The sequence below is a fragment of the Nocardia sp. NPDC050413 genome, assembly GCF_040655475.1.
Taxonomy (GTDB): domain Bacteria; phylum Actinomycetota; class Actinomycetes; order Mycobacteriales; family Mycobacteriaceae; genus Nocardia; species Nocardia coubleae.
This window is the reverse complement of the sequence record NZ_JBFAJZ010000023.1, coordinates 1-21,986: the sequence shown is the minus strand read 5'-3', so window position 1 is coordinate 21,986 and position 21,986 is coordinate 1. Positions and strand designations below refer to the sequence as shown.

The window sequence follows — 21,986 nt, the reverse complement described above, 5'->3', positions numbered from 1 at the left end:
GTTGTGCTGGTCATGCCACTGACAGGAGAGTACGCACCGAGCACTTCCGATTGGGCGCGCGAGCAGGCGGAGGCCTATGAGGCCTCCGGCGGTGCCGAGGGCACCTCGTTGCAAGGCAAACCGGTCATCCTGCTCACCACCAAGGGCGCGAAGACCGGCAAGCTGCGCAAGACACCACTGATGCGCGTCGAACACGACGGCGAGTACGCCGTGGTGGCCTCGCTGGGCGGCGCGCCGAAACACCCCGTCTGGTACTACAACATCAAGGCCGAACCGCACGTCGAACTGCGCGACGGCACAGTCAACAAGGACTACACCGCCCGCGAGGTCTTCGGCGAGGAGAAGGCGCTGTGGTGGGACCGTGCGGTGCAGGTCTGGCCCGATTACGCCGAATATCAGAAGAAGACGGACCGCGAGATTCCGGTCTTCGTGCTGACGCCCCGCTGACCGACCCGCCGACGCCGGACACCCGTGGCTGCCTCGGTAGCATTGTCGGGTGTCCTCCACCGTTGACGTCGCCGAAGTTTCCCTGACCCGTCCGCCGCTCACCGCGGACGAGATCGATGCGGCCGCGCAGCGAATTTCCGACATCATCGAGCCGACACCCCTGCAGTACAGCCCGCGCCTGTCGGCGAGCACCGGCGCGCAGGTGTATCTGAAGCGCGAAGACCTCACCGCCGTGCGCTCTTACAAGCTGCGCGGCGCCTACAACCTGATGGTGCAGCTCACCGACGCCGAACGCGCCGCCGGTGTGGTCGCGGCCAGCGCGGGCAATCACGCGCAGGGCGTGGCCTTCGCCTGTCACGCGATGGGCGTGCGCGGACGGATCTACGTCCCGACGACCACCCCGAAGCAGAAGCGTGACCGCATCCGCGTGCACGGCGGCGAGTTCGTCGAACTGATCGCGGTCGGCGAGACCTACGACGCGGCCGCCGCGGCCGCCGCCGACGACGTGGCCCGCACGGGCGCGACCATGGTTCCCCCGTTCGACGACCCGCGCACCGCGGCGGGCCAAGGCACCATCGCCGCCGAATTCCTCGAACAACTCGGTACCGCGCCGGATCTCGTCGTCGTGCCGGTCGGCGGCGGCGGCTGTCTCGCCGGCATCGGCACCTACCTGCGTGAGCGCGCGCCCGGCGCCGGTCTGCTCGGTGTGGAACCCGCGGGCGCGGCCTCGATGACGGCGGCGCTGGTGGCGAGCGGCCCGGTGACCCTGCCCGAGATCGACCCGTTCGTCGACGGCGCCGCCGTGCGCCGCATCGGTGACCTGCCGTACCAGGCGGCGACGTCGTTCGGCGGCCGGGTCGTGTCGCACGCCTCGCTCCCGCTGCTAACCACCACCGAATCCCCTACCGGCACAGCGTCTTTCCGAATGATGCAGGTCGACGAGGGCGCCATCTGCACGGCGATGCTCGACCTGTACCAGAACGAAGGCATCATCGCCGAGCCCGCGGGCGCGCTCGCGACGGCGGCGCTGGCCGAGATCGATATCGACCCGGGCTCCACCGTGGTGGTGCTGGTGTCGGGCGGCAACAACGATGTGTCGCGCTACGGCGAGATCATCGAACGGTCCCTGGTGCATCGCGGGCTCAAGCACTACTTCCTGGTGGACTTTCCGCAGGAACCGGGCGCGCTGCGCCGCTTCCTCGACGATGTCCTCGGGCCCGACGACGACATCACTATGTTCGAGTACGTCAAGCGCAACAACCGCGAGACCGGGGCGGCGCTGGTCGGCATCGAGCTCGGTGCCACCGACGACCTGGCCTCGCTGCTGCACCGCATCGAGGAGTCGCCGATCCAGGCGGAACGCCTGGAACCGGGCTCGCCCGCGTACCGCTACCTCACCTAGTGAGCCCGGTCAGGCTTTCTTCACGGCGTTGAAGATCAGCTCGCCGTAGATCCGCCACTGCTCGGGGTCGCGTTCCTGCTGCCGGAACAGACTGGCCGCGACACCGCCGAGCAGTACGCGCACGTGGCGGGCCGTGACATCCTCGCGGATCACCCCTTGCCGCTGGCCCGCGAGGATGATCGACTCCAACGATTCCTCGCCCGCGGGCGACGGCTTCGCGGTCTCGGGCAGGGCTTCGGCGAGGGCCCGGTCGTTGGCGAGGCGTTCGACGGTTTCGGCGAGCAGGTCGCGCAGGATCGTCAACGGGTCACCGTCGGCGTTCAGCTGGTCCAGGGCGGCGAGGCCACGGCGATAGAACCAGGCGCGCTGATACTGTGCCACCGCCTGCACCAGCGCGTCCTTGGTCGGGAAGCTGCGGTACACGGTCGCCTTGCCGACGCCCGCGCGGGCGGCGACCTGCGGAATCGTGGCCTCGATGCCGTGTTCGGCGAACACTTCGACGGCCGCCGCCACCACGCGCTCGTGGTTGCGCCTGGCATCGGATCGCTTGGTGGACCAGTCGACGTCGTGGTCGGTCGTCGGGTCGCACTCGGGAGCAGTCACTCTGCGATTGTGCCGAATCGGACGGTCATGGCGGTCACGGCCTCACCCTCCTTCAATAAACGGACTCCAGGGTCCAGTATAGTTCTCGATGCGGACTGCAAGGTCCACTTACCGCGCGGAACCACACGGAGGCGTGAGCTCCCCATGATCGATCAGACGACCCGAGAGTCCGAAGCCCCGCACGACTCAGGGGGACTCGGCACCAATCTCGTGTTCCTCGCTCTGGCCGCCGCCGCGTTCGCGCTCGCGCAGACCGCGATCGTGCCCGGCATCATGATCCTCGGCCACGAACTGCACGCGAGCACGGCAGATGTCGGATGGGTGCTCACCGCCTACCTGATCTCGGCCGCGATCCTCACCCCGGTCTTCGGCCGCCTCGGTGACATGTACGGCAAGAAGAAGCTGCTCGTCATCGCGCTCGGCCTTTTCGCGCTCGGCAGCGTGGCCGCGGCGTTGGCACCCTCGATCTGGGTGCTCGTGGCCGCGAGGGTTGTGCAAGGGGCGGGCGGTGGCATCTTCCCGCTGTGCTACGGCATCATCGGCGACACGTTTCCCGCCGAGAAGCGCGGCGGCGCACTGGGTCTCATCTCGGCGCTGGCCGGGATCGGCGCGGGCGGCGGCTTGCTCATCGGTGGCCTGCTGATCGATCACCTGTCCTGGCAGTGGGTCTTCTGGTCGGGCGCCATCATGTCGGCGATCGCGCTGGTCGGCGTGCTGCGGGTGCCGGAGCGGTCGATCCCGACGCCCACGCGGATCGACTTCGCAGGCATCGCGCTGCTCAGCATCGGCCTCACCATGCCGCTGCTCGCGCTGAGCCGTGGCTCGACGTGGGGCTGGACCGATGCGCGCACCCTCGGACTCGTCCTCGGCGGTCTGGTGGTCCTGATCGGTTTCGTCGCCTTCGAGACCCGCGTCGGCGACCCGCTGATCGACATGCACGTGCTGCGGCGTCCGACCGTGCTGATCACCAATATCGCCATGCTGCTGTTCGGCGCGGGCATGTTCGCGGTGTTCTCGCTCATCCCCCAGCTCGCGCAGACCCCCGACACCGGCGAGTACGGCTTCGGCATGGACGCCACCGGGTCGGGTCTGCTGATGATCCCCGGTTCGATCGCCATGCTGGCCGCCGCGGTCGTCGCCGGGCGTCTCGTCGGTCGGGTCCGCGCCGCTGTGCCGCTGGTCCTCGGCGCGCTCACCGCCGCCGCCGGATTCGCCGCGCTGGCGCTGGCGCACGGCTCCCAGGGAGCTGTCATCGGGTTCACGGTCGTGACCTTCGTCGGCATCGGCCTCGGGATGGCGGCCATGCCGAATCTGATCATGTCCGCGGTGCCCGCCGAGAAGACGGCCGAGAGCACCGGCGTCAACGCGCTGATCCGGTCGGTGGGGTCATCGATCGGGTCGCAGGTCGCGGCCACCGTACTGGCGGGCAGTGTCGTCGCCGGGACGACGCTGCCCGCGGACTCGGGTTTCACCACCGCGTTCTGGCTGGCAGCGGGCGCCATCGCGCTGGCGGCTGTGGTCGCGGTGTTCATCCCGCAGAGCAAGCCACCGGCCGCCACGTCCGTACGCGAAGACCGTGAATCGGACCTCGCCTGCGCCCTCGCCGAGTAGCCGGCAAGGGCGGCGGCGACTAGGCGGCGGCCCGGTCGATGCGCTGCCCGCGGTCGCGGGTGGCGCGCACACCCGACATCACCAGCGGCAGCAGCCAGCCCATGGCGAACTGGTCGTAGGCCAGCAGCGCCTGGTCGAGGCGGTTGTGGACGAAGCCGACCGACAGGCCCGAGCGCGGGTCGACCCAGCCGAACGACCCGCCGAGACCGATGTGACCGAAGGCCGTGTGCGCACCTGGCGCGGGCATCGAGTGGTAGCCCAGATGCCACATCATCGGCATGTAGAACAGGGCGTGGTCGAGGCGGTAGGTCTGCACGCGACGGATGAGCTTGTGCGTTTCGGGGCGCAGGAACGGTGACCCGTCGAGGGTGACGCCGTCGGCCAGGCCCGCGTAGAGCTGGGCGAGTCCGGCAGCGGTGGCGACGCCGTTGCCCGCGGGCATCTCGGTGTCGAGGATCGGCGGGTCCTCACCGTCGAGAATGCCGTTGAGGCCGGTCAGATATAGGCAGCGCGCCGCCGCGCCGAGTGCGCCGGGGATGCGGAAGCCCACGCGGTTGAGGAAACCGGCGGCCACCGGGTGCCCGGCCAGGCGCAGGTGGGTGCCCGCGAGGCGGGCGTACTCGGTCGACGAACCCGCCGCCGGACGGCCGAGGTGGAAGCCCTCGACACCGAGCGGGTCGGTGACCTCGGTGCAGATGAGGTCGCTCATGCTGCGACCCGTGACCGAGCGCGCGATGCCCGCCAGCAGCCAGCCGTAGGTGAGCGCGTGGTAGGTCGGGACGCCGAGCAGCCGGTCGGGCTTGGCCATGGCCAGCCGGTCTTCCATCAGCTCGTGGTCGAGCAGTTCCTGGGCGCTGTCGGCGATCGGGGACAGCGACGACAGCCCGGAACGGTGGGTGAGCACGTCGGCCACGGTGATCGCACCCTTGCCGTGCGCGGCGAAGCGAGGCCAGTACTCGGCGACCGGTGCCTGGTAATCCAGGAGCCCGCGGTCGGCGAGGCGGTGGATGACGGTGGCGGTGACACCCTTGGTCGCGGAGAAGACGATCGAACCGGTGTTGGCCGACCAGGGCTGGTCGCCCGCGCTGCCGGTCCACAGGTGTGCCAGGGGTTCGCCGTGCCGGTAGATCGCGATGGCGCCGCCCGCGTCGCGCCGATGTCCGATCAGGGCGGCGAAAGCGCGCACCAGCGGACCGAAACCGGCCGGCGCATAACCGCCCACACCGGTCGGAAGGGCAGCACTGTCCTGCCCGTAAGCCTCGTTGCTCATTGCTCAACCGTACGACCGTTATGTCGCTTCGGCAACGATCTCCCGTGCACCGTGGCCGAGCTGTGGCCGCCTGAGATCAGTCGGTGACCACGGTGCCCGTGCCCTCCCCTTCTTCGAGCACGACGAAACTGTGACCCGAAACAAGAGTTCCCCCTTCGTTTTCTGTCGCCGGTGCCCACGCCAGCAGCACCCGGCCGTACACCGGGATCACCGCCTCGTCCTCGGACAGGTTGCACACCACCGAGATCCGACCGCGTCGCAGCACGAACCAGCGGGCGCTCTCGTCGTAGTCGGCCCAGACCCGTTCCAGCCAGGGATCACCGAACTCGGGTCTCGACTTGCGCAGGGCGAGCAGGGCGCGATAGCAGGCCAGTAGCCGGGCGTGCGGTTCACGGCTGCGTTCGGTCCAGTCGAGTTTCGAGCGGGTGAAGGTGGCGGGATCCTGGGGATCGGGGACATCCTCGGTGGCCCAGCCGTGTGCGGCGAACTCCGCGCGGCGGCCGTCGGCGGTCGCGGCGCCGATGACGGGGTCGGTATGGGAGGTGAAGAACTGGAACGGGGTGCGTGCGCCCCATTCCTCGCCCATGAACAGCATGGGCGTGCTCGCGGACAGCAGCACGAGTGCCGCTTTCACCGCCAGCTGGCCGGGGGTGAGGTAGTCGCTGGGGCGGTCGCCGACGGCGCGGTTGCCGATCTGGTCGTGGTTGCAGGTGTAGCCGAGCAGGGCGCTGCCGGGGATCAGGTCGCGGCGGATCGGGATGCCGTGGGTTCGGCCGCGGAAGCTGGAATAGGTTGCGGCGTGGAAGAACCCGTGGGTGAGGGTTTGGGCCAGGCAGGCCAGTGAGCCGAAATCGGCGTAGTAGCCCTGTCTTTCGCCGGAGACGGCGGTGTGCACGGCGTGGTGGAGGTCGTCGTTCCACTGACCGGTCAGACCGTAGCCGCCTGCCGCGCGCGGGGTGATCAGGCGAGGGTCGTTGAGGTCGCTTTCGGCGATGAGGGTGAGCGGGCGGCCCAGATGCGCTGAGAGCGCGGTGGTTTCGACGACGAGTTCTTCGAGTAGGTGGGTGGCGGTGTGGTCGACGAGGGCGTGGACGGCGTCGAGGCGCAGTGCGTCGATGTGGAAGTCGCGCAACCAGCGCAGGGCGTTGTCGATGATGTGGCGGCGCACGGCATCGGAGCCGGGGCCGTCCAGGTTCACGCTCTGACCCCAGGTGTTGCGGCCGGTGGTGAGGTAGGGCCCGAAGCGTGGGAGGTAGTTGCCGGAGGGGCCGAGATGGTTGTAGACCACGTCGAGGCAGACCGCGAGGCCTCGGGCGTGGCACGCGTCGACGAAACGTTGCAGGCCGTCGGGGCCGCCGTAGGTTTCCTGCACCGCATACCAGAGCACACCGTCGTAACCCCAGTTGTGGGTGCCGTCGAAGGCGTTCACCGGCATGAGTTCCACGGTGGTGACGCCGAGTTCGACCAGATGGTCGAGGTGTTCGATCGCGGCGTCGAAGGTGCCCTCCGGGGTGAAGGTGCCGATGTGCAGTTCGTAGAACACAGCGCCGGCCAGTTGCCTGCCGGTCCAGGACTGATCAGTCCAGACGGAGGTGTCGAGGTCGTGGACGGCGGACAGGGCGTGGACGCCGTTGGGCTGACGTGGTGAGCGCGGGTCGGGCAGCACCGTCGGGTCGTCGTCGACGAGGAAGCCGTACTCCGCGCCCTGACCTGCCTCGGCCCGCACCGACCACCAGCCGCCGCCGTTGCGGCGCATGGGGTGGACCACCCCCTCGAGTTGCAGTCGCATCGCGCTCGCCTCCGGCGCCCACACCCGAAACTGCCTCATACCGTCAGCATCGCATGGCTGGGCGCGGCACGCCCGGGCAACGATTGCCGGTCGGTCGCGGTGGTCATCGTGGGAAAGCTGCGACGCCGACCGGGCCGACGCCGACGCACAGCGATAGTCCGGGGTCGAGCGGGCGGATACGCAGAGCATCGCCGCCGCCGAGCAATCGGACGTACACCGTGTTCAGGCCTTTTCGCACGTCGGCAACGGTTTCGGTGTCGCCTTCGAAGGACACCGCGATCCGGCCGTCGCGGTCGGCGAAGTAGTTGAGCTGGGCGGTCCAGTCGCGGATCTGCATGGGGCCGTCCAAGGGGATCGACGTGCTGCCGCGCACTCGGTGGCCGCATCGGGGTTCCGGCCCGGGGGTGATGGCGCGGTTCCACCAGACGTGCGCGTCGACGATCTCGCCGGTGTCGGTGATCATTCGCAGCTTCGAGGTAGCTGCGGCGAAGGTGGTCGGCGTGGCAATCGGGGCGAGGACGTGGTCGGTCATGTTCTGGGGGAAAGCCAACGGGTTCAGGACATTCCAGGGGACTTCCTGCGGGAGAAGAGGAGCGTCCGTCGCTGTGGGGAGGGCTGCGCGCACACCGGTGATGTAGGTGCGCGCCGGGCTCGGTTCCCATGACCGGGTGAAGGTGATCGTGGAGATGACGCTGCTCAGCAGGAACAGGACGGCAGGTATCGCGAAAAGCGTCGAGGTGGGCAGGTCTCTCGGGATGCGAATCGGGCCGGTTCGCGGTCGGCGACGTTCGTGCGGCCGGACGCCGCCGACCGAGCCGGTCCGGAACCGGAAACTGCTGCGCGGCAACATGCTTGCGGTGCGTGGACGAGCGTCCGCTGTGTCGGACCCGCGGCGGTCGGGTGACGAATCCTCCTGCGCGGCAGCGGGACGCCGTGCCTGCAGAATCAGCGCGAAGGCGACCGTGGCGATCACGGCGAAGTCGGCGAAGTAGCGCATGGACTGGAGCAGCAGGGCGGCGGTGCCGGGCCCGTCACGCAGCACGATCACCGGAGCGATGGTCGCGATGGCGTATCCGGCTGCGCACAACCAGACCACGGTCACCCGTGCGCGAGTGCGAATCGTCCACGCCGCCAACAGGACCAGCAGAACCCAACAGACGATCACGGCCAGGCCCGGCGGGTCGGCCCAGGGTGTGGCCGGTTGCCACCGCTCCCACTGCCACGGACCACCGAACAGGGCGGGGACCAGTCCGTCCGACAGCGCCCGGCTGAGCAGCGCGCCGGGGTCTTCGGGCCCGGTCAGCCCGCGCGGGCGCTGGATGACCAGTAGAAACACGGCGGCCCAGGCGAGCAGAACGGCGCCGCCCGCCACCCAGAGTGCTCCCCCGCGACGAACCGCATCGCGCCACGTTTGCCCCGCGACATGCGCCGACAACGCGACCACCACGCACGCCACCGGTAGCACGACGATCGACTTCTCGAACGACAGCAAAGCCGCGGCGAAGACGAAGGCACCCGATACCGCGTACCGGCGCCTACCCGTCCGCGCCAGCAGGACGGCGTCCGCGCTCACCCAAGCCAGCGCGATCTGCAACGGTAGGGCGTTCACCGCCGCCGCCCACCAGGCGAACGCGGGCACGGTCAAGGGCACGAACAGGTAGAACAGCAGCGGACCGAGCAGCCGCGCCCGCCACCCCATCAGCACGACGAGCAGCCTTAGCACCGCGAGCGAGGCGAGCAGTTGCAACCCGACGAGGACCGCCGCCGCGACCGGCCAGCTCAGCGGCGCCACCTTCGTGACCAGCCAGGTCAACGCGATCGCCAACGGCATCACGTGCCCGTCGTGACTGGTCAGCAGCAACTCCGCCGACCACAGGGGGTGCCTGCTCACCTGTCCGATGAGGATGAAATCGTCCCAGTAGAAGAAGCCCGAAAACGCCACCCAGCCCCGCAGCACCAGCTGGGCGATGATCAACGCGGCGACCACGCCGACCACCGCACGTATAGGCGATCGCTGCCTGTGAGCAGACGACGCTGCCGATGCGGGCGAGTCGAGCAGCGTCACAGACATCACGCCTCTCGACGCTAGCCCGTTCGCCCCTGTCCGGCCATCACCCCGCCGGGGCCTGGGTGTCGGCACCAACTAGCATCTGGAAGTTCGGTAGGTCTCCTGATCGGGCGATCAGCCGTCCTCTCAGAGGTACCGAGCACCGCGGTGAAGCGGAGCGGTTGGTCTTCATGGAGCATGTGGACCGCGTCGAGGAACTGCACTACCGCATCCGTTATGGCTGTGAGGTCGAAATCGAAGCCGGGAGCGCATGATCGACGGGTCAGCCTGGCGGACCCGGGCGCCGACTGCCATATCGCCGCCGCGAGCAACACACCGACAGCTTTGCTCCACCGCATTCGCGTAGTCCTTCGCCATGACCCGGTGGGGGCCTCTCGTCTCCTCGGACGAGACGACGACGGCGAACGTGACGGCTTATGCGGTGGATCACATGATCGGGCTCAGCCCAGGCAGCCCGGCCCGAGCAGTGCTTTCAGGTCGCCCATCAGCGCCGAGGACGGTGATACCCGCCAGGCGTCGTCGAGCTTGAGCAGGGTGGTCTTCTCTCTGGCGCCCACGTGGCGGATGTGCACATCGGACGTTCCGGGATGGCGGGAGAGGACCTTCTTGAGTTCCTTGACCTTTTCCGGCGTGCACATGCGGGTGGTCATCACAACCGACACCGGCTTGGCCACGCCGATCGCCGAAAGGTCCGGCACCACAAGGTCGTTGGCGATCAGGGAGATGCGGTCGTCGCGGACCGAGACGCGGGCCTTCACCAGCACCACGGCGTCCTCGACCACGTCCATGCCGTACACCGAGTAGGACTGCGGGAAGAACAGCACTTCCACGCCACCGGTGAGGTCCTCGAGCTGGGCCGAGGCCCAGGCCAGGCCGTTCTTGTTGATGCGGCGGTTCACCGAGGCGAGGATGCCGCCGATGGTCACCTGCGCGCCGTCCTTGACGTCGCCTTCCAGGATGGCCGGGATGGGGGTGTCCACCTGGGCGGCGAGGACGTGTTCGACGCCGTTGAGCGGGTGGCCCGACACGTACAGGCCGAGCATCTCCCGCTCCAGGGCCAGCTTGTGTTTGGTTTCCCATTCGTCGTCGGGCACCTTCACGTTGAACACCGACGCCATCGACTCGTCGGCGTCGTCCATGCCGCCGAACAGGTCGAACTGGCCGATCGCCTCGGCCTTCTTCGTCGACATCACCGCGTCGATCGCATCGGAATGCACCAGCATCAGGCCCTTGCGCGGATGCCCGAGCGAGTCGAAAGCGCCTGCCTTGATGAGGGATTCGGTGACCTTCTTGGAGCAGGCCGTGGCGTCGATCTTGTTCAGGTAGTCGGAGAAGTCGGTGAACTTCGACTTCTCCTTGCGGGCGGCGATGATCGAGGACACCACGTTCGCGCCGACATTACGCACCGCGCCGAGACCGAAGCGGATGTCCTTGCCCACCGAGGCGAAGTTCTGCTCCGACTCGTTGACATCGGGCGGCAGCACCGTGATGCCCATCTTGCGGCAGTCCGACAGGTAGACCGCGGCCTTGTCCTTGTCGTCGCCGACGGAGGTGAGCAGACCTGCCATGTACTCTGCGGGATAGTTCGCCTTCAGGTAGGCCGTCCAGAAGGAGACCAGGCCGTATCCGGCGGCGTGCGACTTGTTGAACGCGTAACCGGCGAACGGGAGGATCGTGTCCCACAGCGCCTTGATGGCCGGTTCGGAGAAGTCGTTGGCGAGCATGCCCTCGCGGAAGCCGGCATAGGCCTCTTCCAGCACCGACAGCTTCTTCTTACCCATGGCGCGGCGCAGGATGTCGGCTTGACCGAGCGAGTACCCGGCCACCTTCTGCGCGATCTGCATGATCTGTTCCTGATAGACGATCAGGCCGAAGGTGTCGGCCAGGATGTCTTTCAGTGGCTCTTCGAGCTCGGGGTGGATCGGTTTGACTTCTTGCCGCCCGTTCTTGCGGTCGGCGTAGTCGTTGTGGGCGTTCATGCCCATCGGGCCGGGACGGTAGAGCGCGAGCACCGCGACGATGTCGCCGAAGCCGGTGGGCTGCATGCGGCGCAGCAGGTCGCGCATGGCGCCGCCGTCGAGCTGGAACACGCCGAGAGTGTCGCCGCGGGCGAGCAATTCGTAGGTGGCCGGGTCGTCGAGCGGCAGGTTGTCCATGTCGAGATCGATGCCGCGGTTGGCCTTGATGTTCTCCAGGGCGTCACCGATGACGGTGAGGTTGCGCAGGCCCAGGAAGTCCATCTTCAGCAGGCCGATGGCCTCGCACGACGGGTAGTCCCACCCGGTGATGATCGCGCCGTCCTGGGCGCGTTTCCACACCGGGATGGCGTCGGTGAGCGGCTCGGAGGACATGATGACCGCGCAGGCGTGCACGCCCGCGTTGCGGATCAGTCCTTCCAGACCCTTCGCGGTCTCGTAGATCTTGGCGACATCGGGGTTGGTGCTGATGAGTTCGCGGACCTCGGCGGCTTCCTTGTACCGCTCGTGGTCGGGATCGGTGATGCCGGCGACCGAGATGTCCTTGGCCATGATCGGCGGCGGCAGCGCCTTGGAGATCTGGTCGGCGATGGCGAAACCGGGCTGGCCGAACAGGACTCGCGCGGAGTCCTTGATCGCGGCCTTGGTCTTGATGGTGCCGAACGTGATGACCTGGGCAACCCGGTCGCTGCCCCACTTCTCGGTGGCGTAGCGGACCATCTCACCGCGGCGGCGATCGTCGAAGTCGATATCGATATCGGGCATCGACACGCGCTCGGGGTTGAGGAATCGCTCGAACAGCAGACCGTGCGGGATCGGGTCGATATTGGTGATGCCCATCGCGTAGGCGACCAGCGAACCGGCGGCCGAACCACGGCCTGGGCCGACGCGGATACCGACCTCGAGTGCGTGCTTGATGAGGTCACCGACGACGAGGAAGTAGGCGGGGAACCCCATGTCGCAGATGACTTTGAGCTCGAAGTCGGCGCGATCGAGGTATTCGCGTGACGGACCGTCGGGGAAGCGGCGATCCAGGCCTTCGAGGACTTCCTTGCGCAGCCAGCTGGCCTGGGTGTGGCCTTCGGGGACCGGGAAGATCGGCATCCGGTCGCGGTGTTCCCACACCTCGTCGTAGGGCTGGACCCGTTCGCCGATGAGTTCGGTGTTGTCGCAGGCGCCGGGGACCTCGGCGTCCCAGATGGCACGCATCTCTTCGGCGGACTTCAGGTAGTAGCCGTCACCGTCGAATTTGAAGCGGGTCGGATCCGAGAGCGTCTTGCCGGTCTGGATGCACAGCAGCGCTTCGTGATTGGTCGACTGATCCTTGGTGACGTAATGGCAGTCGTTGGTGGCCAGCGGCGGGATATCGAGCTGCTTGCTCACCATGAGCAGGCCCTCACGCACACGGCGCTCGATCGACAGACCGTGGTCCATCACCTCGAGGAAGAAATTCTCCTTGCCGAAGATCTCCTGCCACTTCGCCGCCGCCTCGAGGGCTTCGCGCTCATGCCCGAGGCGAAGACGGGTCTGCACCTCGCCGGAGGGGCAACCGGTGGTGGCGATGATGCCCTCGGCGTGCTGGGCGATGATCTCCTCGTCCATCCGCGCCCACTTACCGAGCTGGCCTTCGATGGAGGCCAGGCTCGACAACTTGAACAGGTTGCGCAGACCGGTCGCGTTCTCGGCGACCATCGTCATATGGGTGTAGGCACCGGAACCGGAGACGTCGTCACTCTTCTGCGACGGATCACCCCACAGCACACGCTTGGTGTCGAACCGCGAACCGGGCGCGATGTAGGCCTCGATACCGATGATCGGCTTGATGCCCGCCTTCTTCGCGGAGTTGTAGAACTCCGAAGCGCCGTACATGTTGCCGTGGTCGGTCATCCCGACCGCGGTCATCCCCAACCGCTCCGCCTCCGCGAACAACGGCGAAATCTTCGCCGCACCGTCGAGCATGGAGTACTCGGTGTGGTTGTGCAGGTGAACGAACGATCCGGACGAAGCCAAGACGGTCCTTCCTCCCATGGTGTCGACGGGGGTTGGCCTTGGCATTCTAGGCATGTGGGTACGACAAGTTTTCCCGTGCCACACGGGCGGCCCGCCGCCGCCTGGCAATGGTCCGGCGTGTCGTGGTCAAGGTCACCGGCGCGTCCTCGGCGGTGTCCGTTTTCCGCCGATCGGATCCCGGCGGCGGAGACGTCGACGGCGTGCGGTCACGGTCATAATCGGAGCGTGCGGGCTGAGCGGATCGATCGATGACCACCTTCGTGGTCGCTGTCGCGGTGGTGGTGGCGATGGCGTTGGTCGTGTTGTTGATCTGGCGGCGGACGCAGCGGGTGGTGACTACTCCGGCGCAGCGGGCGGTGCATCAGGCGTTGCATACGGCGTCGTTGGCGGCGGTGCCGTTGCGGCGGGGGTTGACCGAGGAGTCGGCCCGGGCGGCGGCGCCGCATCTGCGGACGTTGGCGGCGGCCGAGGGGTTGGGGGTCGCGGACGCGGAGGGGGTGCTGTTGGCGTGGGACGGGCCGCATACGGGGATGCTCGAGTCGTTCGCCGATGCGGCGCGGCGGGCCATCGCTTCGGAGCGGCCGGTGCTGGTCGACGGTGACGAGCACACGTTGATCGCACAGCCGTTGCTGATCGATGTGGGGGCGGCGGTCGGTGCGCTCGGGATGGTGATCACCGGAAAGCCCGGTCCCGGGATGCTCGGTGCGGCGGCCGAGGTGGCACGGTATGCCTGTGGGCAGCTGGAATTGGCGGAACTGGATGCCTCGCGGGCCCGGGTCGACCGGGCGGAGGTGCGGGCGTTGCGCGCCCAGATCAGTCCGCATTTCATCTACAACGCGCTCAATACGATCGCCTCGTTCGTGCGCACCGATCCCGACCGGGCGCGCGAACTGATCCTCGAATTCGCCGACTTCACCCGGTACTCGTTCCGGGCGGCGGGCGAATTCACCGTACTCGCCGACGAATTGCGCAACATCGAACGGTATCTGGCCTTGGAGCAGGCGCGATTCGGTGACGCACTCGACGTGCGGTTACGGATCGCCCCGGAGGTGCTCGGTGTGGTGCTGCCGTTCCTCGCCCTGCAACCGCTGGTCGAGAACGCGGTCCGGCACGGACTCGGCGGCGGCAGACACGGCGGGCAGTTGAGCATCGTCGCCAGCGACGAGGGCACCGACTGCCTCATCAGCGTCGAGGACGACGGCATCGGCATGGACCCCGACCTCCTGCGCTCCGGTGCCCTCGACGCCGTCGACACCTCCGGCCCGACTCGCACCGGCGAAGCCGCCCACGTGGGCCTTTCCAACGTCGACGACCGCCTCCGCGCCGCCTTCGGCAACGACTACGGCCTCGTCGTGGAAACCGCCCCCGGCGCAGGCACCAAGGTCAGCATGCGAGTCCCCAAGTTCCGCCCCGGAATCCGCGCCTGACTAATCGCGACCGAGTCACCGGCAACCACGCATCCCGATGGTCGACCGGTGGTCATCGAGCGGAGGCCGCATCCCGCTGCGGTAACCGTCGCGAATCACATACGCGGCCACCCGGATTCGCGGTTGTCGCATCACCACATCGCGCCCGGAAGTACTCGACAAAACTGTCCTCAGCAGGCATTGCCCGCGCGATAACCTCGCGGTATGCCCGAGTTGATCGCGCCGGACGTGCGGTGGCACGCCGCGTGGCTGGACGCCCATGTCGAGTGGGGGCCAGGCGTCCATGAGGACGGATTCGGGCTGGCGGCGGAGGACGAGGTCGAGTCCGGGCCGGGGTTCGAGGCCTGGGTTGTCCGGTTGACCGAGGCCGATTGCTGCGTCTACCGGTGGATCGTCGAAGGTGATCGGATGCTCGGCGGGATCGCGATGAAGCTCGAGTGCGGCGAATTCGGGCACATCGGGTACGGGATCAGACCGTCTGCCCGGCGGCGGGGGCTCGGCACATGGGCGCTGGGGCGGATGCTCGGTGAGGCGCGGAACTACGGTCTGGAGCGGGTCGTGCTCGTCTGCGCCGCGGACAATGTCGCTTCGGCGCGGACGATCGAGCGCAACGGTGGCGTCCTCGAAGGGATGGTCGAGACCGATCTCGGGCGGGCGCGGCGGTACGTGGTCGGCGTCTGAACTCAGCCGCTACGATGAGCTGGCTGTGACCTGGAACACTGATGACACTTCGGCTGCTCTGCGGGTGCTGGCTGTCGATGACGAGAAGCCCGCGCTCGATGAGTTGGTGTATCTGCTCAACGAGCAGATCGGGGTGGGGGAAGTGCACGGGGCGTCCGAGGCGACGGGGGCTTTGCGGGTGTTGCGGGCGCATCCGATCGATGCGGTGTTTCTCGATATCGACATGCCGGGGCTGACGGGGATGGAGTTGGCGGGGATTCTGTCGGAGTTCGCCGAGCCGCCCGCGGTGGTGTTCGTGACCGCGCACGACGATCACGCGGTGGCCGCGTTCGATCTGGGGGCGGTGGATTACCTGCTCAAACCGTTGCGGGCGGCGCGGCTGGCCGAGGCGGTGCGGCGGATCGCGGCGGCCAGGGCGACGGTGACGGCTTCGCCGCCGGAGCAGACGCATCCGAGCGAGGTGATTCCGGTGGAGCTCGGTGGGGTCACCACGCTGGTGCACCGGGCCGATGTGGCCTGGGTGGAGGCCGACGGCGACTATGCGCGCCTGCACACCAGGGCCGGGTCGCACCTGGTACGCATCCCGCTCACCGCCCTCGAATCACGGTGGGAAGGTGCGGGTTTCCTGCGGGTGCACCGGTCCTACCTCGTGGCGTTGCGGCTGGTCACCGGGTTGCGCAGCACGGGAAGCGGCACGGTTGTCTGCCTGCGCGCCGAGGGAGCATCGGGCGCGGTGGAGTTGCCGGTGAGCAGGCGCCAGGTGCGTGAACTCAAGCAGCGGCTCGTGCACGGGCCACGGCAGAACTGGTCGCAGCGATGACCGGTCCGCAACGACCACAGCGCGAACGGGTGGTGCTCGCGCAGCGGCGCGGCGCCCGCCAGGTGCGCACCCGCACCGAGGTAGTGGAGCAAACCGATCTCGGTGCGGCGCTGATCGGCGGGCTGATCCGCGCCCAGCTCGGGCTCGCCCTTCGCCTCGGTTTCGTGGTCGTCGCCGGATTCGGCGCCCTTCCGCTGCTGTTCGGTATCGACGCCGTCGCCTCGGCGACCATCCTCGGTATCCGCCTGCCGTGGTTGATCCTCGGTCTGCTCGCCTTCCCGCTGCTGTACGCGGTGGGCCGGGTCTATGTCCGGCTGGCGGAACGCAATGAGGACGACTTCCTCGAACTGGCCGGAGACTGAATGAGCTCGGGCATTCCGATGCTCACCGTGGCGGCGCTGCTACTGGCAGCGCTGGCCACGATCGGTATCGGCCTGTACGGGGTCCGGCTGTCGCGCACGACGTCGGACTTCCTGGTCGCCTCCCGCACGGTCGGTTCACGCTGGAACGCGGCCGCGATCTCGGGCGAATACCTCTCCGCCGCTTCCTTCCTCGGCGTCGCGGGACTGATCGCCAAGTACGGCGCCGACGCGCTGTGGTACCCGGTGGGGTTCACGGCGGGCTACCTGGGTCTGCTGATGTTCGTCGCCGCTCCCCTTCGCCGCTCCGGCGCCTACACCGTCCCGGACTTCGCCGAGTTCCGGCTCGGCTCGATCCGATTGCGGCGCATGGCCGCCGGGGTGGTCGTCGTGGTGTGCGCGGTGTACCTCATCCCCCAGTTCCAGGGCGCGGGTCTGACCCTGCACCTGCTGCTCGGGGTGCCCGCCTGGGTGGGCGCGGTCGCGGTCGGCACCATCGTGCTCGCCAATGTGATCGGCGGCGGGATGCGCTCGGTGACGCTGGTGCAGGCCTTCCAGTACTGGCTGAAACTGACCGCCGTCGCGATCCCCGCCCTTGTCCTCGGGCTGCACTTCCTCGCCGACGAACGCCCGCTCGGCACCCCGGCCCCGCCGACGGTCGACCGGCTCACCACGGTCGACATCACCACGGATGTGGTTGTGCACCTTGATGTTTCCCAGGTGGTCACCGTGCACGGCACCCTCGACGGGCAGGACACGGCGGGCCAGGTGACGCTGATACCGGGCGACCACACCCTGACCGAAGGCACCGAACTGCTCCTGGCACCCGGTTCGGCGGTGCCGGTCGTCGCAGGCGCACCGTCCGACGGCACCGGCTGGGTCGAACCCGGCGGCGGCTTCGGCGGGAATCATCCCCGTTACCAGGTGTTCTCGCTGATCGTCGCGACATTCCTCGGCACCATGGGGCTACCGCACGTGCTCGTCCGCTTCTACACGAACCGGGACGGACCGTCGGCGCGGCGCACGGCGCTGACCGTGATCGGGCTGGTCGGCCTGTTCTATCTGTTCCCGATCCTGCTCGGCGTCTTCGCCCGGTTGTACGTGCCGCAACTGCTCATCACCGGCGCCTCCGACGCGGCGGTCGTGCTGTTACCCGGTGCCGTCCTCGGCGGGCTCGGCGGGCAGGTGCTCACCGCGCTGGCCGCGGCCGGAGCGATCGCGGCGTTCCTGTCCACGTCGTCGGGATTGCTGGTGAGCCTGGCCGGGGTGCTCAGCACCGACGTGCTGCGCGGCCGGATCCGCGACTTCCGGGCGGCGGCGCTGGTGGCCGGGCTCGTTCCGCTCACCCTCGCGCTCACCGTCGCCTCGCTCGATCTGTCGCGCACGGTCGCGCTCGCGTTCTCGGTGGCCGCCTCGACCCTGTGCCCGCTGCTCGTGCTCGGCATCTGGTGGCGAGGGCTCACCGCCACCGGCGCGGCCTGCGGGATGCTCGTCGGCGCTGTCACCGCGGGCGGGGCGACCGTTCTCGCGGTGCTCGGCGGCGTACCAACGCACGTGGCGAACGGCTGGGCGACGGCGATCGTCGACTATCCGGGCGCGGTGAGCGTGCCGCTGGCCTTCGCGGTGACCATCGTGGTGAGCCTGCTCGGCAGGCGGCCGGACGGGCGGGTCGTCGCGGGCATCTTCCTGCGCATGCACGCACCGGAACGGCTCGGGATGGGCGCGGACCGCAACCCGGTCGACCGCTGACCGGCCGACCGTTCATCGCACGCCGACGACCGTTCACCGCACAGGTGAGCACCTTCACCGAGTGACCCACACCACAGAACGTCGTGCGTCCTACCGTCATCACAGAGCACGTCCCCCTTCACGCTAGGACCCCGGCATGACCGAAACCGACACCGAAGAAGCGCCCGACCGGCGCCCGCCGAGTGCCGACGAATTCCTCGCCGTGCAGGCGAGCCCGCAGTTCCAGGATCTGCGGAACCGGCTGCGCCGCTTCGTCTTCCCGATGACCGCACTGTTTCTGGTGTGGTACCTGACCTATGTGGTGCTCGGCGCGTACGCGCACGACTTCATGGCCACTCCGGTCTTCGGCAATATCAACGTCGGACTGCTGCTCGGCCTCGCGCAGTTCGTCACGACCTTCGTCATCACCGGCGCGTATGTCCGGTTCGCCAACCGTGAGCTGGATCCGCGGGCCGCGGCCATCCGGGAAGAACTCGAAGGGGACCGCGCATGAGCATTCTCGCCGCGGATACGACGGTGGGTAACCCCGTCGCCAATATCGCTATCTTCGGGCTGTTCGTGGTGGTCACCATGATCGTGGTGATCCGGGCCAGCCGCAACAACGCTAGTGCCGCCGACTATTTCACCGGTGGTCGTGGGTTCTCCGGACCGCAGAACGGCATCGCCATCGCCGGTGACTACCTGTCGGCGGCCAGCTTCCTCGGTATCGCAGGTGCCATCGCCGTCTACGGCTACGACGGGTTCCTGTACTCGATCGGGTTCCTCGTCGCCTGGCTGGTCGCGCTGCTGCTGGTGGCCGAAATGCTGCGCAACACCGGCAAATTCACGATGGCCGACGTGCTCAGCTTCCGGTTGAAGGAAGGCCCGGTTCGCACCGCGGCCGCGCTGACCACGCTCACGGTGTCGCTGTTCTACCTGCTCGCGCAGATGGCGGGTGCGGGCGGTCTGGTCGCCTTGCTGCTCGACATCTCCTCGCGTGCGGGGCAATCGGTGGTCATCGCGATCGTCGGTGTGCTGATGATCGTGTATGTGCTCGTCGGCGGGATGAAGGGCACCACCTGGGTGCAGATCATCAAGGCGGTCCTGCTGATCGCCGGTGCCGCGCTGATGACGGTGATGGTGTTCGCCAAGTTCGGGTTCAACCTGTCCGACATCCTCGGTGCCGCACAGGAATCGGTGAGCGAGTCGGCCAACAAGGCCGTCGCGAGCCGCGATGTGCTCGCCCCCGGCGCCCAGTACGGCGGCAGCGAGATGTCGAAGCTGAACTTCCTGTCGCTGGGTCTGGCACTCGTGCTCGGCACCGCCGGTCTGCCGCACGTCCTGATGCGCTTCTACACGGTGCCGACCGCGAAAGAGGCTCGGCGCTCGGTGGTGTGGGCGATCGGTCTGATCGGCGCGTTCTACCTGTTCACCCTGGTGCTCGGGTACGGTGCGGCGGCCATCGTCGGCCCGGACAAGATCCTGGCCGCGGCGGGCGGGCAGAACGCGGCGGCACCGCTGCTGGCCTTCGAGCTCGGCGGGGTGATTCTGCTCGGGGTGATCTCGGCGGTGGCGTTCGCGACCATCCTCGCGGTCGTCGCCGGTCTGACGATCACCGCGTCGGCATCGTTCGCGCACGACATCTACGCCAGCGTGATCAAGAAGGGCAAGGTCGACGAGCGCAAGCAGGTGCGCGTCTCGCGGATCACCGCCGTGGTGATCGGTGTGCTCGCCATCGGGCTCGGCATCCTGGCCAACGGCCAGAACATCGCGTTCCTGGTGGCACTGGCCTTCGCGGTTGCGGCCGCGGCGAACCTGCCGACCATCCTGTACTCGCTGTTCTGGAAGCGCTTCAACACCACCGGCGCGCTGTGGTCGATGTACGGCGGCTTGATCTCGACCATCGTGCTCATCGTGTTCTCGCCCGCCGTGTCGGGCACCAAGACCTCGATGATCACCGGGACCGATTTCCACTGGTTCCCGCTGTCCAACCCGGGCATCGTGTCCATCCCGCTGGCGTTCGTCCTCGGTGTGGTCGGCACCTACCTGGGTGGGCGCGGCGAGAAGGTGGACCTCGGCAAGGCCGCCGAGATGGAAGTACGTGCCCTGACCGGCGTCGGTGCGGAGAAGGCGATCTCGCACTGATGTCCCCCACGCCCGTTCCGGTGGTTCGCCCCACCGGAACGGGCTGTACCCCTGAGTGTTTCGAAGGAGAATTGTTGTGACCGGCGCAGTGACCAATCCCGCGACCAGTTTCGGACCGAGTGCGGAGTTCGCCGCCCAGGCGAACGCGACCGCCGACCTCTACGAGCGGGCCGACGCCGACCGCGACGGCTTCTGGGCCGAACAGGCGCGCCGGTTGCACTGGCACACGCCGTTCACCCAGGTGCTGGACTGGTCGGACGCACCGGTGGCGAAGTGGTTCGCCGACGGCGAGCTGAACGTGGCCTACAACTGCCTCGACCGGCATGTGCTCGACGGGCACGGCGACCAGGTCGCCATCCTGTGGGAGGGTGAGCCGGGCGATTCCCGGGCGATCACATATCAGGAACTGCTCGACGAAGTGTGCCGGGCGGCCAACACTTTCACTGCGCTCGGGCTCGTTGCCGGTGACCGGGTCGCCATCTACATGCCGATGGTGCCCGAGGCGATCGTGGCGATGCTGGCGTGTGCGCGGCTGGGGCTCACCCATTCGGTGGTGTTCGCCGGGTTCTCGCCGAGCGCGCTGCGTCAGCGAGTCGACGACGCGCAGGCGCGGCTGATCGTGACGACCGACGGGCAGTGGCGGCGGGGTAAGCCCGCGCCGTTGAAGTACGCCGTGGACGAGGCCCTCGGTGACGACCCGACCAGCGTCGAGCATGTGCTGGTAGTGCGGCGGACCGGGTTGGATGTGCCGTGGACCGAGGTTCGTGATCTGTGGTGGGACGAAACGGTTTCCACCGCTGCGCCGTCGCACGAGGCGCAGGCGTTTCCGGCCGAGCATCCGTTGTTCATCCTCTACACCTCCGGGACCACCGGGAAGCCGAAGGGGATTTTGCACACCAGCGGCGGGTACCTCACCCAAGCCGCCTACACCCACCACAACGTGTTCGATCACAAAGCGGGACAAGACGTCTACTGGTGCACCGCCGACATCGGATGGGTCACCGGACACAGCTACATCGTCTACGGGCCGCTGGCCAACCGGGCCACCCAGGTCGTCTACGAAGGCACCCCGAACTCGCCGAACGAGCACCGCCATTTCGAGATCATCGAAAAGTACGGCGTCACCATCTACTACACCGCTCCCACGCTGATCCGCACGTTCATGAAGTGGGGGCGCGAGATCCCCGACGCCCATGACCTGTCGTCGCTGCGGCTGTTGGGTTCGGTCGGCGAGCCGATCAATCCCGAGGCGTGGCGCTGGTACCGGGAAGTGTTCGGCGACAACAAGACCCCGATCGTGGATACCTGGTGGCAGACCGAAACCGGCGCCATCATGATCTCGCCGCTGCCCGGCGTCACCGACGCCAAGCCCGGCGCGGCCATGTGTGCACTGCCCGGCATCTCGGCGAATGTCGTCGACGACGACGGATCACCGCTGGACGGCGACGTGTCCGGCCTGCTCGTACTGGACAAGCCGTGGCCATCGATGCTGCGCGGCATCTGGAACGATATGGATCGCTATCGCGAAACCTATTGGCAGCGTTTCGCTTCCGAAGGCTGGTACTTCGCCGGTGACGGCGCCAAACTCGACACCGACGGCGACCTCTGGGTCCTCGGCCGCGTCGACGACGTCATGAACGTCTCCGGCCA

At 68.0% G+C, this 21,986-nt stretch carries 16 protein-coding genes; 11 read left to right on the top strand and 5 right to left on the bottom strand.

What is annotated here, in order from left to right; all coding sequences use genetic code 11:
* Positions 1–12: 12 nt before the first annotated feature.
* Both AB0I19_RS28640 and ilvA read left to right on the top strand, forming a co-directional pair.
* Positions 13–447 carry a nitroreductase family deazaflavin-dependent oxidoreductase gene (locus tag AB0I19_RS28640; protein ID WP_181700639.1) on the top strand — a complete coding sequence of 145 codons (435 nt, stop codon included), beginning with the start codon at positions 13–15 and terminating at the stop codon, positions 445–447.
* Positions 448–496: 49 nt separating this feature from the next.
* Positions 497–1,849, top strand: a complete 1,353-nt coding sequence (gene ilvA / locus AB0I19_RS28635) for a threonine ammonia-lyase IlvA (protein ID WP_357153087.1) — start codon at positions 497–499, stop codon at positions 1,847–1,849.
* 9 nt (positions 1,850–1,858) lie between these two features.
* Here the strand turns inward: ilvA and AB0I19_RS28630 are convergent, their stop codons facing one another.
* Positions 1,859–2,452, bottom strand: a complete 594-nt coding sequence (locus tag AB0I19_RS28630) for a TetR/AcrR family transcriptional regulator (protein WP_357153085.1) — start codon at positions 2,450–2,452, stop codon at positions 1,859–1,861.
* A gap of 144 nt (positions 2,453–2,596) precedes the next feature.
* Between AB0I19_RS28630 and AB0I19_RS28625 the strand changes: the two genes are divergently transcribed.
* Positions 2,597–4,063 carry an MFS transporter gene (locus AB0I19_RS28625; protein ID WP_357153083.1) on the top strand — a complete coding sequence of 489 codons (1,467 nt, stop codon included), beginning with the start codon at positions 2,597–2,599 and terminating at the stop codon, positions 4,061–4,063.
* 19 nt (positions 4,064–4,082) lie between these two features.
* On the opposite strand, the gene AB0I19_RS28620 is transcribed toward AB0I19_RS28625, so the two are convergent.
* The 4 genes from AB0I19_RS28620 to dnaE all read right to left on the bottom strand — a co-directional run bounded on the left by AB0I19_RS28620 (position 4,083) and on the right by dnaE (position 13,194).
* The gene (locus AB0I19_RS28620) at positions 4,083–5,333 is read right to left on the bottom strand and encodes a serine hydrolase domain-containing protein (RefSeq protein WP_357153081.1); all 1,251 of its coding nucleotides are present in this window, start codon (positions 5,331–5,333) and stop codon (positions 4,083–4,085) included.
* A 76-nt stretch (positions 5,334–5,409) separates the two neighbouring features.
* Positions 5,410–7,161 (bottom strand): malto-oligosyltrehalose trehalohydrolase, encoded by a 1,752-nt coding sequence (gene treZ, locus AB0I19_RS28615; protein WP_357153079.1) that lies wholly within the window; start codon positions 7,159–7,161, stop codon positions 5,410–5,412.
* A 64-nt stretch (positions 7,162–7,225) separates the two neighbouring features.
* Complete coding sequence (locus AB0I19_RS28610) at positions 7,226–9,109, bottom strand: hypothetical protein (protein WP_357153077.1); 1,884 nt, start codon at positions 9,107–9,109, stop codon at positions 7,226–7,228.
* Positions 9,110–9,630: 521 nt separating this feature from the next.
* Positions 9,631–13,194 carry a DNA polymerase III subunit alpha gene (gene dnaE / locus AB0I19_RS28605; protein ID WP_067642811.1) on the bottom strand — a complete coding sequence of 1,188 codons (3,564 nt, stop codon included), beginning with the start codon at positions 13,192–13,194 and terminating at the stop codon, positions 9,631–9,633.
* Between the two features lie 230 nt (positions 13,195–13,424).
* Between dnaE and AB0I19_RS28600 the strand changes: the two genes are divergently transcribed.
* The 8 genes from AB0I19_RS28600 to acs form a co-directional block, all read left to right on the top strand.
* The gene (locus tag AB0I19_RS28600; RefSeq protein WP_357153074.1) at positions 13,425–14,603 is read left to right on the top strand and encodes a histidine kinase; all 1,179 of its coding nucleotides are present in this window, start codon (positions 13,425–13,427) and stop codon (positions 14,601–14,603) included.
* A gap of 204 nt (positions 14,604–14,807) precedes the next feature.
* The gene (locus AB0I19_RS28595; RefSeq protein ID WP_357153071.1) at positions 14,808–15,284 is read left to right on the top strand and encodes a GNAT family N-acetyltransferase; all 477 of its coding nucleotides are present in this window, start codon (positions 14,808–14,810) and stop codon (positions 15,282–15,284) included.
* A 25-nt stretch (positions 15,285–15,309) separates the two neighbouring features.
* Complete coding sequence (locus AB0I19_RS28590; protein ID WP_357153068.1) at positions 15,310–16,104, top strand: LytTR family DNA-binding domain-containing protein; 795 nt, start codon at positions 15,310–15,312, stop codon at positions 16,102–16,104.
* Positions 16,101–16,466 carry a hypothetical protein gene (locus AB0I19_RS28585; RefSeq protein WP_357153065.1) on the top strand — a complete coding sequence of 122 codons (366 nt, stop codon included), beginning with the start codon at positions 16,101–16,103 and terminating at the stop codon, positions 16,464–16,466. Before AB0I19_RS28590 ends, AB0I19_RS28585 begins: the two co-directional genes overlap by 4 nt.
* Positions 16,467–18,212 carry a cation acetate symporter gene (locus AB0I19_RS28580; protein WP_357153062.1) on the top strand — a complete coding sequence of 582 codons (1,746 nt, stop codon included), beginning with the start codon at positions 16,467–16,469 and terminating at the stop codon, positions 18,210–18,212.
* A gap of 136 nt (positions 18,213–18,348) precedes the next feature.
* Positions 18,349–18,705 (top strand): DUF485 domain-containing protein, encoded by a 357-nt coding sequence (locus tag AB0I19_RS28575; protein WP_067498780.1) that lies wholly within the window; start codon positions 18,349–18,351, stop codon positions 18,703–18,705.
* Entirely contained in the window at positions 18,702–20,336 is a 1,635-nt protein-coding gene (locus tag AB0I19_RS28570; protein WP_357153060.1) for a cation acetate symporter, read from the top strand. Before AB0I19_RS28575 ends, AB0I19_RS28570 begins: the two co-directional genes overlap by 4 nt.
* Before the next feature lie 76 nt (positions 20,337–20,412).
* The coding region (acs, locus tag AB0I19_RS28565; RefSeq protein ID WP_357153057.1) for an acetate--CoA ligase at positions 20,413–21,986 on the top strand (1,574 nt) is incomplete at its 3' end.